Raw genomic sequence first — 13,847 nt, forward strand, 5'->3', positions numbered from 1 at the left:
TGTTCGCGCTCCTTTGTGAGGTGCCGCCAGGGTATCGGGCGTCAGCCGGGCGGGCGCGGGGGGCGGGTGGCCAGCGTGCAGGCGTAGAGGAAGCCGGCCGAGAAGCCGATCACGTGGACCAGGTAGGCCACGCCCGGCCCGGCCGAGTGCACCGACCACCACTGCAGGGCGAACCAGAGGCCGAGCACCAGCCAGGCCGGGAACCGCAACGGGAGGAAGAGCAGGAGCGGGACGAGCGTGGTGACCCGGGCGCGCGGGTGCAGCCGCAGGTAGGCGCCGAGGACGGCCGAGATCGCCCCCGAGGCGCCGATCAGCACCCGGGTCGCGTCCGGCGAGTGCGCCTCGGCCAGCGCGAAGCCGTACGTCGCCAGCGAGCCGGCGGCCAGGTAGAAGAGGGCGAAGCGGACCCGGCCGAACCGCTCCTCGACGGTGGGGCCGAACACGTACAGGAAGAGCAGGTTGCCCAGCAGGTGCAGCCAGCCGGCGTGCAGGAAGAGCGCGCTGAGCACGGTGAGCGCCGGGTGCTTGCCGGGGGTCGGCCGGGCCGGGCAGCCGGGCACCGGGTCGGGGGCCTCGGCGAGCTGTCCGGCGGTCAGCGGGCGCCCGGCCAGCAGCTCGGCCGGGACGGCGCCCCAGCGTTGCTCGTACCGCTGCTCCGCGCAGACCCGGTCCTGGCCGCGCCCGTACAGCGGGTTGAGCCCGGCGGCCGGGCCGAGCAGGAACACCAGGGTGTTGAGCGCGATCAGCGCGTAGCAGACGGCCGGGACGGCGGCGGCCGGGCGGCCGCCCCGCGCACCGGTGTGGTCGAGGACCGGGATCGCCATGCGGCCAAGCATCCCTCCGCCCGGCCCGGGCGGCACCGGGCTTACGGCAGGTGGGCTAGGGGGTGTCCGGTACCCGCGGGCAGGGGGTTTGCGGTCGTTCCGCAGGGGTCCAATGGTCGAAACCGGTGGCCGGGACGGTTGCCCCAGGCAATAGGCTTGGGGCGGGCATTCCCGCCTCCCGCCGCCGATGCCGGGGCTCCGGGGGGAGCGCCTGAGCCCACCCAGGGACCACCCGAGAGGACCCCCGATGACCGTCCCCGCCCTGACCGCCGAGACGCGCTGGCGCTGCACCCTGTGTGGCAACCTGACCCGCTTCGACGTGACCCGTTCCGCCCGGCTGACCGAGTTCCTCCACTTCGACCTGGCCGGCGAGTCCAAGGTCGAGGAGACCGAGGTGCTCAGCGAGACCATCGAGTCGGTGCGCTGCCGCTGGTGCAACGCGGTGGACCAGGTCGAGCTGGTGGCCCGCCCGGGTGCCGAGGAGAACGAGGCCTCGGAGCAGGGTTGATGCCCGGCCCGTGCGGCGGGCGGCGGTGCGGGGCACGGCCGCCCGCCGCACGGGACAATACAGACAGAGCGCACGGAGCGTGACGACGAGGACGGCCGCCGTTGGCCGTGCCGATGGACCAGGATCGGAGCCGAGGACGTGGTGGACGCAGCGAAGGAGCCCGCCGGGCCGCAGGGGCGGCAGCCCGCTGTGGACGCGCAGGCGCCGGACGCGGCCGAGACAGCCCCGGCAGGCGCCCCGGTGTCGGACGGGACGGCCGGTACCGAGGAGTCAGGCGGCGACGAGCCGGCGGCAGAGCAGGCCGACGGGAGGGCCGCGGAGCGGGCGGCGGAGAAGCTCGACCGGCCGCTGCCCGAGGGCGTGCGCCGCCGGGTGGTCGGCCTCGCCGCGGACGCGCTCGGCGGGCTGCCGCCCGGCGAGCTGCCGCAGACGCTGCGCCAGTACGCCAAGTTCACCCCGGCCCGGCGGGCCAAGTACGCGGCCACCGCGCTGGCCGCCGCTCTGGAGTCCGAGCCGGCCTTCCGGGTGCGGATAGCGGAGCGGCTGCGGCTGGGCCAGCCCGATCTGGTCAAGGCGCTGGAGTCGGGCAGCGTGCCCGGGGCCGCAGATCCGCTGGACGTCGCCGCCGCCGCCTACCTGGTGCGCTCCGCGGGCTGGAGCCGGCTGGTCGCCGAGGCCGGCGAGGAGGCGGAACGAGCCGGTGCCGAGGGCGCCGCCGCCGAGGCGGCCCGGCTGGTGGAGAAGCTGCAGGCGGAGCTGGCCGAGGTGCGCTCCGCCGCCAGGGCCGATCTGGACCGGCAGCGGAGCGAGTCCGAGGACGTCCGCAAGGAGGCGGACTCGCTGCGCCGCAAGCTCCGCTCGCTGGAGAGCGACACCCGCCGGGCGCAGGCCGAGACCCGCCGGCTCGGCGCCGAACTGGAGGCGTTGAAGGCGCAGTCCGCCGCCGAGCGCAGCGCGGGCGAGAGCGAGGCGCGCCGGCTGCGGCACCGGATCTCCGAGCTGGAGAACGCCGTCGAGCAGGGCCGCCGGTCCGCCCGCGAGGGGCGCAGCGTCGAGGACATGCGGCTGCGGCTGCTGCTGGACACGGTGCTGCAGTCGGCGCAGGGCATCCAGCGCGAGCTGGCGCTGCCGGTGTCGCAGATCCGCCCGGCCGACCTGGTGGAGGCGGTGGTGCCGGGGTCGGCGTCACCGCACGACGTGGCCCGGCGCGGGCTGGCGGAGGACGATCCGGCGCTGCTGGACCAGCTGCTGGCGATCCCGCAGGTCCACCTGGTGGTGGACGGCTACAACGTGACCAAGACCGGCTATCCGGCGCTGCCGCTGGAGCAGCAGCGGATCCGGCTGCTGGGCGGGCTGGCGATGCTGGCCCAGCGCACCCAGGCGGAGGTCACCTGCGTGTTCGACGGGCAGGACCTGGACGTTCCGGTGATCATGGCGCCGCCGCGCGGGGTCCGGGTCCGCTTCAGCCGGACCGGGGAGACCGCGGACGAGCTGATCCGCCGCCTGGTGCGGGCCGAGCCGCAGGGCCGTCCGGTCGTGGTGGTCTCCACGGACCGGGAGGTCGCCGACGGCGTGCGGAAGGCGGGCGCGCGCCCCGTGGCCTCGATTCTGCTGCTGAACCGGCTGGCCCGGCCGTAGGCTGTTGCGGGCCCTTCGGGACGGCAGTGACGCCTGGTCAGCGCCCGGTTTGCGGTGGTGTGGGGATCTCGTGAAGCCAGGTCGGCGGGCCGGAGTTCACGCCACCGGGGGAGTGGCGCAAAGCCTGGATCTTCACTAGGGTCTGGCGTCAAACCTATTTTCCGGATTCTCACTCGATCGGGTGAGTCCGTTGGAAGAAGGAGCCGGTCCTTGGCCTCCCACCGCCGTCCCAAGCAGCCGAGCCGCGCGCGGGTCTCCGTGCTCACCGCTGCCGCGGCGACCGCGGTCGCCCTCTCCGCCCAGGTCGCCGCCCACGCGGCACCGAGCCCGTCCCCGAAGAAGGAGGACGTGAAGGCGCAGATCGACCAGCTCCAGGAAGAGGCGGAGCAGGCGACCGAGAAGTACAACGGCGCCAAGGAGCGGGCCGACCAGCTCCGCAAGCAGTCCGACCAGCTCCAGGACCAGGTGGCACGCGGCCAGGACCAGATGACCCAGCTTCAGGGCGGTCTGGCGGCGGTGGCCGGCGAGCAGTACCGCAACGGCGGCATCGACCCGTCCGTGCAGCTGATGCTCACCTCCGACCCGTCCGGCTACCTGGACAAGGCCTCCAGCGTGCAGCAGGCCAGCTCCAGCCAGGCCGACGCGCTCAAGGGCCTCCAGGACCAGCAGCGCCGGCTGGACCAGCAGAAGACCGAGGCGGCCGCGATCCTCGCCTCGCTGGACAGCACGACCAAGGACCTCAACCAGTCCAAGGCCGAGGTCAATCAGAAGCTCAAGGCCGCCCAGGACCTGCTGAACTCGCTCAGCGCGGCGGACCGGGCCGCCCTGAAGGCCGCCCAGCAGCAGGACGACCGGGCCTCGCGCGGCAGCGAGCGTGCCGACCTGGGCAGCCTGCCGCAGGGCAGCGGCATGGCCGGTGCGGCCGTCGCCAACGCGATGGGCAAGCAGGGTTCGCCGTATATCTGGGGTGCCACGGGGCCGAGCGGCTTCGACTGCTCCGGCCTGATGGTCTGGGCGTACGGGAAGGCCGGCGTCTCGCTGCCGCGCACCTCGCAGGCGCAGGCCGGCTACGGCAGCCCGGTGGCCTCGCTCGCCGACGCCCAGCCGGGCGACCTCATCATCTACCGTCCGGACCACAGCCACGTCGGGATGTACATCGGCAACGGCATGGTGGTGCACGCGCCGCACACCGGTGACGTGGTGAAGGTGATGAAGGCCGACGCGATGCCGATCAGCGTCATCCGCCGGGTCTGACGGACCGGCACGCCCGAGGGCCGGGACACGGCCCTGTGATCCGCGCCACCTCCGGACGGGGGTGGCGTCGGCATTCCCGGCCGCATGGTGACAAGCGATCAGCTCCGTGTGCGGCGCCGGTCACGCCCGGTCATATTCACAAATGAACTTGGGTATCCTTCCGTCTTTTTTCTGACAAGGATTTGAACGGATCACGGTTCTGTTACTAGGGTCGTGCCTTGAACCACCGCACAGTCGATCACCCAGCCTGGGTGGCGGCGGGGGTTTACCGCCGAGTTCGTCGAAGCAGCGGGACGGGTCGCACGACCCGTCCGACGGGGAGCCCAGTAGCAGGGGCGCTGTGGAGCGGAGCCGGGGAACCATGTTCCTCCGGGGTGAATCGGCGCCAGGTCGGCCGCTGGAGCGGCCGGTGAGGCGTCGTAGGGCACGCTTCCGGCCCGAACCCGTCAGCTCACCCGGTAGGCGGGCGTTGGAAGAAGGAGTCCGCCTTCGTGGCGTCCCATCGTCGTCCCAAGCCTGCCGGCCGCGCCCGGGTCTCGATCATGACCGGTGTCGCCGCGGCAGCCGTCGCCCTCTCCGCGCAGTCCGGCGCCCACGCCGACCCGACGCCGACCAAGGACCAGGTCAAGGAGCAGGTCGACCAGCTCAACGAGCAGGCCGAGCAGGCGACCGAGAAGTACAACGGCGCGCAGGCCAAGCAGCAGGAGCTGCAGAAGCAGGTCGGCGAGCTCCAGGACAAGGTGGCCCGTCAGCAGGCGTCGGTGATCGAGGCCCAGGGCGGCCTCGCCGAGATCGCCGGCGAGCAGTACCGCAACGGCGGCATATCGTCGACCGTCCAGCTGATGCTCTCGTCCAGCCCCGACAACTTCCTGAACCAGGCCGGCGCCCTGACCCAGGCCAGCAGCACCCAGTCCGGCGCGCTGAAGGACCTCCAGGAGCAGCAGCGCAAGCTCGACCAGGACCGCAACGAGGCCCAGGCGAAGCTCGGCGAGCTGGAGTCGACCACCCAGCAGCTGAAGGCGTCCAAGGAGGACGTCCAGGCCAAGCTGGCCAAGGCCCAGGACCTGCTCAACACGCTGACCGAGCAGGAGCGCCAGGCGCTGCGCGCGGCCGAGGAGAAGGCCGCCGCCGAGGCGAAGGCGAAGGCGGACGCCGCGAAGGCCGACGCCAAGGCCAAGGCCGACGCCGACCGCGCCTCCCGCGACACCGCCCGCACCGACCTCAGCGGTTCGTCGTCCTCGACGCCGGCGGCGAGCAAGCCCGCCGCGCCGTCCGCGCCCGCCGCCAACGGCTCGCGCGCCGCCGCCGCGATCGCCGCCGCCGAGAGCAAGCTCGGTGCGCCGTACGTCTACGGTGCCACCGGCCCGGGCTCCTTCGACTGCTCCGGCCTGACCGGCTGGGCCTACGCCCAGGCGGGCGTGTCGCTGCCGCGCACCTCGCAGCAGCAGGCCGGTGCCGGGACCAACATCGGCACCAACATCGCCAACGCCCAGCCCGGCGACCTGATCATCTACCGCGCGGACGCCAGCCACGTCGCCCTGTACGTGGGCGGCGGGCAGGTCATCCACGCGCCGAAGCCCGGCGCGGTGGTCCGGTACGAGACCGCCACCATGCTGCCGATCTCGGCCATCGTGCGCGTCTGATCCGCATCAGCCCCGGCAGGCCCGGTCTCCCCTCGCGGGAGGCCGGGCCTGCGGCTTTTCCGGCGGCTAGGCCAAATGTCCGATGAGGAGTCAAATATTCGGGTTGGGAGGGGTTTGGACTCGATCGCCCGGACTCGCTAACGTCTGCCATCGGACTCCCGCTCCAGAGCCGCCCGCCCCCGGTGCGGCCGCGGGGCCGGGCCGCAGGACAGGAGCCACCGTCGCATGGCCGTGCACCGCCGTTCCCCGCTGTCAGGTGCGCACGCGCTCGTCCGTGCGCTGGTGCTGACCGCGGCGGCCACCACCGTGCTGGGCGTGGCCACCGGCGGCACGGCCCAGGCCGCGCCGGGCTCACCGGACACACCGTCCGGCCTCAAGGACGTCAAGGCACAGGTCGAACAGCTCTACGACGAGGCCGAACAGGCCTCGGAGAGGTACAACGGGGCGCTCGACGCACAGCAGCGGCTCCAGCACCAGACCGGAGACCTCCAGCAGCAGGTCGCCGTCGCCCAGGACGAGCTCAACCAGCTGCGCGGCGACCTCGCCACGGTGGCCGGAGCCGAGTACCGCGGCGGCGGCATGGCGCGGACCGCTCAGCTGATGCTCTCCGCCGACCCCGAGGGCTACCTCTCCCAGGCCCGTACGCTGGACCAGGCGGCCGAGCGGCAGAACGAGACGATGCACGAGATGGTGACCCGTCAGCGCCGGCTCGACCAGCGCCGCGCCGAGACCTCCGCCAAGCTCGCCGAGCTGGACCAGACCAGCCGCTCCCTCGCCGAGAGCAAGCAGCAGATCCAGCAGCGGCTGGCCACGGCGCAGAAGCTGCTCAGCAGCCTGGGCGCCGGCGAACGGGCCCGGATGGCCGCCCAGGACGCCCGGGAGGCCGAGCAGCGTGCCACCCGGGGCACCGACCGGCTCGACCTGGGCACCACCCCGCCCGCGTCCGAACGCGGCGCCGCCGCGCTGGCCGCCGCCGTGAGGATGATCGGCTCGCCCTATGTCTACGGATCCACCGGGCCCCGCGCGTTCGACTGTTCCGGTCTGATGTACTGGAGCTGGCGGCAGGCCGGAGTGACCCTGCCGCGCACCTCGCAGGCCCAGGCGTACGCCGGCCGGCAGGTCGGCATCTCCGACGCACGACCGGGAGACCTGGTGATCTTCTACCGGGACATGCACCACGTCGGCATGTACGCCGGCGGCGGGGTGATCGTGCACGCCCCGTACCCGGGGGCCAAGGTCCGGTACGAGAGCGTCAACGCGATGCCCCTCGCGGGGGTGATCCGGCTCTGAGCCGGTCCGACCCGACCCCCTCCTGCGCCGACGCCGGGGCACGCCGCTGCGCGCTGTCCCGGCGCGGTGCGCTGCTGCTCGCCGCCGGCGGGCTGGCGCAGCTCTCGCTGCCCGGGGCCGCCCCGGCGGCACCCGCCCGGGCGGCGGACCACCGGGCCGAGGTGGAGGCGCTGCTGGCCGGACGGGCCCGGGCGCTGGCCGCCGGGCCGCCCGCGCTGCCGCTGGCCGAGGCGGGCTACCGGAACCTCGTGCTCGGCCCGGCCGGCGCGCCGGACCGGCTCACCGTCACCGCCGAGCTCGCCGTGCGGGTGGCCGGGTACGACGAGTACCCCGTGGTCCACCCGCGCCGGCTCACGCTGCTGCGCGCCGCCGACGGCTGGCGGGTCGAGCGGGAGGAGGGCGCGGGCGGACCGCCGCCGCTCTGGGACCTCGGCACCGTCACGGCGGTCCGCGGCGAGCGCGCCCTGGTGCTCGGCGTGGCCGGCGGGCCGGACCCGGCCGGCCCGGCCGCCGTCGCCGACCGGGCCGTCCTGGCCGTCGCCGAGCTCTGGGGCACCGGCTGGGCGAACCGGCTGCTGCTGGAGGTGCCCGCCACCGAGGCGCAGTTCGCCCGGCTGCTGGAGGCCGAACCGGCCGCCTGGAGCGCGATGGCGGCCGTCACCACCGCGGCGCCGGGCGCGCCCTGGCACACCCCGGCCGACCGGGTCGTGCTCAACCCGCAGGCGTACGGCGGGCTCAGCGACTTCGGCCGCCAGGTGGTGATCACCCACGAGGCCGTGCACGTGGCGACCCGGGCCGACACCCGCGCCTGGACGCCGCTCTGGCTCTCCGAGGGCGTCGCCGACTGGACCGGCTACCGGGGCTCCGGCCGCTCCCCGCGGCAGATCGCCCCCGAGCTGGCCCGCGACGTCGCCGCCGGGAGGCTGCCCTCGGCGCTGCCCGCCGACCAGGACTTCACGGCGGGGGCGGCCGGCATCGCCCAGGCCTACGAGCAGGCCTGGCTGGCCTGTGAGCTGATCGCCCGCCGTCACGGGCCCGAGCGGCTGGCCGCCCTCTACCGCGCGGTCGGGGCGGCGGGCCGGGGCTCCGGCCGGGAGCAGCTGCTGGACCGCGTGTTCCGGGCCGAACTGGGCCTCGGCCTGGCCGAGTTCACGGGCCTCTGGCTCGCCGAGGTCCGGCGGCTGGGGGAGTAGGGTCCGTCTTCAAACTCCCGCCCTCCGGGCGGACGACGGGAGTTTGAAGACGGACCCTAGCGGCGCTCGCCGGCCGTCGGCCGGTCGATGCCGTCGAGGAGGTCCTGCTCGTACGCGATCCCGGGCCGCACCGGGTAGGAGGAGGCCGGCTCGGGGCGGGCCAGCACCACGGTGGGCGGCAGCTGCTCGGAGCCGCGGGTGGAGCGCCAGAGCCGGGCGCAGGAGAGCGCGGTGGCCGCCACCAGCAGCAGGTTGCGCAGGGTCAGCCAGGTGATCGCCCACGGCTCGCTGCCGACCACCTCGCTGAACATCAGCGGGAACTCCACCAGGGTCAGCGGCGTCGCCGCCAGGATCAGCAGCGCCACCGGCCGCTGGCTGCTCCCGCGCACGGTCAGGCAGACCGCCGCCACGCCGACCAGCCAGACCAGGTACTGCGGGCTGATCACCCGGCTGGTCACGGTGAAGATCAGCAGCGCGGTCAGCGCCGCGTCGTACATGGTGGCGGCGTTGCGGCGCTTGGCGGTGAAGCGCCACAGCAGCAGCCAGCCGAAGCCCAGCAGGGTGCCGGCCATCATCACCTTGCCGGCCACGTCGACCCACGGCCCGAGCATCTCCACCGAGCCGTAGTTCATCATGACCTTGCCGTCCCAGGCCCCGGCGATCCGGGCGAAGTGCAGCGGCAGCGCGCCGACCGACTCCACCTCGACGCCGCGGTCCTTCTGGAAGGTCAGGAACTCGAAGGCGCCGTTCATCCCGGCCGCGAGCAGGAAGCCGACCGAGACGGCGGTGGCCGCCGCCGACGTCCAGGCGCGGCGGGTGCGCCGGCCGGACGGGGTGCCGATCAGGCCGAGCAGCGGCCAGATCTTGATGATCCCGCCCAGGCCCAGCAGCAGCCCGCCGATCGCCGGGCGGCGGATCAGCGCCAGCAGGCCCGCCACCGCGACCGCGGTGACGATGACGTCGTACCGGTTGTAGATCATCGGGCCGAGCAGCGGGACGCCGGCCACCCAGACCCAGGCGCCGGTCAGCGCCCGGCCCTTGCGCAGCCCGGTCCGCACCAGCAGGGCCATCGCGGCGGCGTCCGCGATCCCGCAGATCACCCAGAAGGAGACCAGGTACGACCAGGGCAGCAGCCCCGGCAGCATGATGACCAGGGCGGCGCCGGGCGGGTACTGCCAGGTGACGTCGTCCAGCGGGAAGGTGCCGGTCTGCAGGACGCCGTACCAGCCGTGGTAGATCAGCCAGACGTCGGTGGTGATGTCCCCGCCGGGCATCCGCAGCACGCCGGTCACCAGCAGCACCAGCAGGGCCCGGGTGGCCAGCCAGGTCCCGCCGAGGGCACAGAGCGCCCCGGTGCGCCCGGAGGGGCGGGCGGGGGCCTGGGCGGGCTCCTGGCGGACGGCCAGTGCCGTGCCGGGGCCGTCGGCGCCGACGGGATTACCGGACTCGGTGGCCGGGGCCAACTCCACTGCGCTCCCTCGTTCGTCTCGGACGTCCCACCGGAGGCGTCGCGGGACGGACGCCCGGGCGGTCGGTGTCGGCCACTGCGCCGTCGATCGGGCGGGCCCCACCGGCTGCCTAGGTACTAGGACAGACCCGGGGGTGAAACGGTTGCCGTGCACGGATCCGTTCCCTGCGGGTCATGGTGTTGACCTATCGTACGGATCACCCAGCGGTACACCGAGCACCCCCCGACCGAGCGAGCCGTGGCCTGATGCACAAGACCTTGATCGTCACCAACGACTTCCCGCCGCGCCCCGGCGGCATCCAGGCCTTCGTCCACAACATGGCTGTCCGTCAGCCCGCCGGGAGCATCGTGGTGTACGCCTCGACCTGGCGCGACGGCAGCGAGGTGGCCCGGTTCGACGCCGAGCAGCCGTTCCCGGTGATCCGGGACCGGACGAAGGTGATGGTTCCCACACCGCGGGTCACCCGGCGGGCCGCCGAGATCCTCCGCGCCGAGAAGTGCGACTCCGTCTGGTTCGGCGCGGCCGCCCCGCTCGGGCTGATGGCGCCCGCGCTGCGCCGCGCCGGGGCCGGCCGGCTGCTCGGCATGACGCACGGGCACGAGGCCGCCTGGGCCCAGCTCCCGGCGGCCCGGCAGCTGCTGCGCCGGATCGGCGCGGGCACCGACACCCTCACCTACCTGGGCGAGTACACCCGCTCCCGGATCGCGGACGCGGTCGGCCCGGAGGCGGCCGCGCGGATGGTGCAGCTGCCGCCGGGCGTGGACGAGCGGACCTTCCACCCGGAGTCGGGCGGGGCCGAGCTGCGCCGGCGGCTCGGCCTGGCGGACCGGCCGGTGGTGGTCTGCGTCTCCCGGCTGGTGCCGCGCAAGGGCCAGGACACCCTGATCGAGGCGATGCCGCAGATCCTCGCGGACGTGCCGGACGCCGTGCTGCTGATCGTCGGCGGCGGCCCGTACCGGGCGGACCTGGAGAAGCTCGCCGACGCCCGGGGCGTGCGCGCCTCGGTGCGCTTCACCGGCTCGGTGCCGTGGGAGGAGCTGCCCGCGCACTACGGCGCCGGGGACGTCTTCGCGATGCCCTGCCGCACCCGCCGGGGCGGGCTGGACGTCGAGGGCCTGGGCATCGTCTACCTGGAGGCCTCGGCGACCGGCCTGCCGGTGGTGGCCGGCGACTCCGGCGGTGCGCCGGACGCGGTACTGGAGGGCGAGACCGGGTACGTGGTGCCGGGCGGCTCGCCGGCCGCGGCGGCCGAGCGGATCGTCCGGCTGCTGAACGACGAGGAGCTGCGCCGGCGGATGGGCGAGGCCGGGCGGCGCTGGGTGGACCGCTCCTGGCGGTGGGACCTGCTGGCCGGCCGGCTCACCTCGCTGCTGGCCGGCTGAGGGCCCGCCCGGTTGCGGCCGGTGCGGCCCGCCCCGGCGTTCGGGGGGCGGGCCGCACCGGGCTCAGCGCTGGTAGATGGCCTCGACGTCGGCCGCGAAGTCCTTCAGCACGACGTTGCGCTTGAGCTTGAGCGAGGGCGTGAGGTGCCCGCTCTCCTCGGAGAAGACGGTGTCGAGCAGGCGGAACTTCTTGACCGCCTCGGCGTGCGAGACGGCGGCGTTGCCGTCGTCCACCGCGGTCTGGACCGCGGCCAGCAGGTCCGCGTCCTCGCGCAGCTCGGCGATGGTGGCGGTGGCCGGCTTGCCGTTCAGCTCCTTCCACTTGGGGAAGAAGTCCTCGTCGATGGTGACCAGGCAGCCGATGAACGGCTTGCGGTCGCCGACCACCATCACCTCGCCGATCAGGGCGTGCGCCCGGATGCGGTCCTCGATCACCGCCGGGGCGACGTTCTTGCCGCCGGCGGTGACGATGATCTCCTTCTTCCGGCCGGTGATGGTGAGGTAGCCCTCGTCGTCCAGCGAGCCGAGGTCGCCGGTGGCGAACCAGCCGTCCCGCAGGGCGTCCGCGGTGGCCTGCGGGTTGTTCCAGTACCCGGTGAAGATCTGCGGGCCCTTCAGGAGCACCTCGCCGTCCTCGGCGATCCGCACGGCCGAGCCGGGCAGCGGCTGGCCGACGGTGCCGATCTTCGGCTTGTCGTTCGGGTTGAACGCGGTGGCCGCGCAGGTCTCGGTCAGGCCGTAGCCCTCCAGGACGGTGAAGCCGATGCCCCGGTAGAAGTGGCCGAGGCGCTCGCCGAGCGGCGCGCCGCCGGAGATCGCGTGGGTGGCCCGTCCGCCGAGGGCGGCGCGCAGCTTGCTGTAGACCAGCTTGTCGAAGACGGCGTGCTTGATCCGCAGGACCAGGCCCGCGCCGCCGGCGTCCAGCGCCCGGCTGTACGCGATCGCGGTGTCGGCGGCCTTGTCGAAGATCTTGCCCTTGCCGTCGGCCTGGGCCTTGGCGCGGGCGGTGTTGTAGACCTTCTCGAAGACTCTGGGCACGCCCAGGATCAGCGTGGGCCGGAACGACGCGAGCTCGGCCGTGACGTCCTTGATGTCCGACACGTGGCCGAGCTTGATGGGCGCGATCGCGGCGGCGATCTCGGCGATCCGGCCGAGCACGTGCGCGAGCGGGAGGAACAGCAGGACGGAGCCCTCGCCGGTCCGGAACAGCGACTCCATACGAGCCGTCACGTTGCCGAGCTCGGCGAGGAAGTTGCCGTGGGTGAGCTGACAGCCCTTGGGGCGGCCGGTGGTGCCCGAGGTGTAGACGATGGTCGCGACCGAGTCGGAGCCGGCCGCCCGGCGGCGCTCGTCGACGGTGGCGTCGGAGACCTGCTGCCCGGCCTCGGCCAGCGCGGCCAGGGCGCCGCCCTCGATCTGCCAGGTGTGCTTCAGCTCCGGCAGACGCTCGCGGACCTGCTCGACCACCTCGGCGTGCCGGTCGGTCTCGGTGAGGACGGCGACCGCGCCGGAGTCGCCGAGGATCCACTCGACCTGCTCGGCGGAGGAGGTCTCGTACACGGGCACGGTGATCGCGCCGGCCGTCCAGATCGCGAAGTCCAGCAGCGTCCACTCGTACCGGGTGCGGGACATGATGCCCACCCGGTCGCCGGGGCCGATGCCGGCGGCGATCAGGCCCTTCGCGGCGGAGTGCACCTCCGCCAGGAACTGGGTGGCGGTCAACTCCTGCCACTGGCCGTCCACCTTACGGCTGAGCACCGCGACGTTCGGGTGCCGCTCGGCGTTCTGGTGCACGAGGTCGGAGAGGTTACCGCCGCTCGGTACCTGGTAGAGGGCCGGAAGGCTGAAGTCGAGCAAGACTGCTCCTCGTTCGCGACGCTGCGGGACGGCAGGACGTTACTGCCCGGTAGGCAGCTTCGACCAGGGGGGTCGGCTCCGGTGTTCGAAGTGTCACACCTTTACCCGGTCCGACCAGGCCGTGACCGGGTCGTTCGAATGGCACCCTACGGCAGCGCCGGGGTGACCGACCGGTAGCCCGTCGCGGCACCGGAGCGCAGGCCCCGGTGCCGCGGCGGGCCCACCGAGCCCCGGGCCGGACGGCGTCCCCGGGCGCGATAGCCTGCTCCGGGCGCACCCGACCGAGCAGGCTCGGCCGGGCCGGCAGCAAGGGACGACGCGGAGGGCCATTCCATGGCGGAGCACACCAGGTCGAGCATCACCATCGACGCGACCCCGGCGACGGTCATGGCCGTGATCGCCGACTTCGCCGCGTACCCGGCCTGGACCGGCGAGGTCAAGGAGATCGAGGTGCTGGAGACCGCCGGGGACGGCCGCGCCTCCCAGGTGCGCCTGCTGCTCGACGCCGGCGCCATCCGCGACGAGCACGTCCTCGCCTACACCTGGGACGACGACCGCGAGGTCAGCTGGACGCTGGTGCGCAGTCAGATGCTCCGCTCGCTGGACGGCTCCTACGCGCTCGCCCCGCTCGGCGGCGGCCGGACCGAGGTCACCTACCAGCTCGCCGTCGACGTCAAGATCCCGATGCTCGGCATGATCAAGCGCAAGGCCGAGAAGGTCATCATCGACCGGGCGCTGGCCGGCCTGAAGAAGCGCGTCGAGGGCTGACGCCCGGAAAGCGGGGCAGGA

The 13,847-nt window shown here is 73.8% G+C and carries 11 protein-coding genes and 1 riboswitch; of the genes, 8 read left to right on the forward strand and 3 right to left on the reverse strand.

Annotated elements, in window-relative coordinates; all coding sequences use genetic code 11:
- Window positions 1-41: 41 nt before the first annotated feature.
- Window positions 42-824, reverse strand: coding sequence for a rhomboid family intramembrane serine protease (locus tag C2142_RS27780; protein ID WP_148645477.1), 783 nt, complete (start codon window positions 822-824; stop codon window positions 42-44).
- A 247-nt stretch (window positions 825-1,071) separates the two neighbouring features.
- Here C2142_RS27780 and C2142_RS27785 point away from each other — a divergent pair, with 247 nt between their 5' ends.
- From C2142_RS27785 to C2142_RS27810, 6 genes are all read left to right on the forward strand, one after another.
- The gene (locus C2142_RS27785) at window positions 1,072-1,332 is read left to right on the forward strand and encodes a hypothetical protein (RefSeq protein WP_148645478.1); all 261 of its coding nucleotides are present in this window, start codon (window positions 1,072-1,074) and stop codon (window positions 1,330-1,332) included.
- 138 nt (window positions 1,333-1,470) lie between these two features.
- The gene (locus tag C2142_RS27790) at window positions 1,471-2,970 is read left to right on the forward strand and encodes an NYN domain-containing protein (protein WP_241002812.1); all 1,500 of its coding nucleotides are present in this window, start codon (window positions 1,471-1,473) and stop codon (window positions 2,968-2,970) included.
- Between the two features lie 210 nt (window positions 2,971-3,180).
- Window positions 3,181-4,224, forward strand: coding sequence for a C40 family peptidase (locus C2142_RS27795; RefSeq protein WP_148645479.1), 1,044 nt, complete (start codon window positions 3,181-3,183; stop codon window positions 4,222-4,224).
- A gap of 326 nt (window positions 4,225-4,550) precedes the next feature.
- Window positions 4,551-4,705: riboswitch (cyclic di-AMP (ydaO/yuaA leader) on the forward strand.
- A gap of 10 nt (window positions 4,706-4,715) precedes the next feature.
- Window positions 4,716-5,867, forward strand: a complete 1,152-nt coding sequence (locus C2142_RS27800; RefSeq protein ID WP_148645480.1) for a C40 family peptidase — start codon at window positions 4,716-4,718, stop codon at window positions 5,865-5,867.
- Between the two features lie 225 nt (window positions 5,868-6,092).
- Complete coding sequence (locus C2142_RS27805; RefSeq protein ID WP_148645481.1) at window positions 6,093-7,157, forward strand: NlpC/P60 family protein; 1,065 nt, start codon at window positions 6,093-6,095, stop codon at window positions 7,155-7,157.
- Between the two features lie 161 nt (window positions 7,158-7,318).
- On the forward strand, window positions 7,319-8,350 hold the full coding sequence (locus C2142_RS27810) for a hypothetical protein (RefSeq protein ID WP_241002813.1): 1,032 nt from the start codon (window positions 7,319-7,321) through the stop codon (window positions 8,348-8,350).
- A gap of 56 nt (window positions 8,351-8,406) precedes the next feature.
- Here the strand turns inward: C2142_RS27810 and C2142_RS27815 are convergent, their stop codons facing one another.
- Window positions 8,407-9,819 carry a glycosyltransferase family 87 protein gene (locus C2142_RS27815; RefSeq protein WP_241002814.1) on the reverse strand — a complete coding sequence of 471 codons (1,413 nt, stop codon included), beginning with the start codon at window positions 9,817-9,819 and terminating at the stop codon, window positions 8,407-8,409.
- 245 nt (window positions 9,820-10,064) lie between these two features.
- Here C2142_RS27815 and C2142_RS27820 point away from each other — a divergent pair, with 245 nt between their 5' ends.
- Window positions 10,065-11,201, forward strand: a complete 1,137-nt coding sequence (locus C2142_RS27820; RefSeq protein ID WP_148645482.1) for a glycosyltransferase family 4 protein — start codon at window positions 10,065-10,067, stop codon at window positions 11,199-11,201.
- A gap of 63 nt (window positions 11,202-11,264) precedes the next feature.
- Here the strand turns inward: C2142_RS27820 and C2142_RS27825 are convergent, their stop codons facing one another.
- A complete protein-coding gene (locus C2142_RS27825) occupies window positions 11,265-13,058 on the reverse strand; it encodes a long-chain fatty acid--CoA ligase (protein WP_148645483.1) in 1,794 nt (597 codons plus the stop codon).
- A 333-nt stretch (window positions 13,059-13,391) separates the two neighbouring features.
- Between C2142_RS27825 and C2142_RS27830 the strand changes: the two genes are divergently transcribed.
- The gene (locus C2142_RS27830; RefSeq protein ID WP_148645484.1) at window positions 13,392-13,826 is read left to right on the forward strand and encodes an SRPBCC family protein; all 435 of its coding nucleotides are present in this window, start codon (window positions 13,392-13,394) and stop codon (window positions 13,824-13,826) included.
- Window positions 13,827-13,847: the final 21 nt, after the last annotated feature.

This window comes from Streptomyces sp. CB01881, from assembly GCF_002953255.1.
Classification (GTDB): Bacteria; Actinomycetota; Actinomycetes; order Streptomycetales; family Streptomycetaceae; genus Kitasatospora.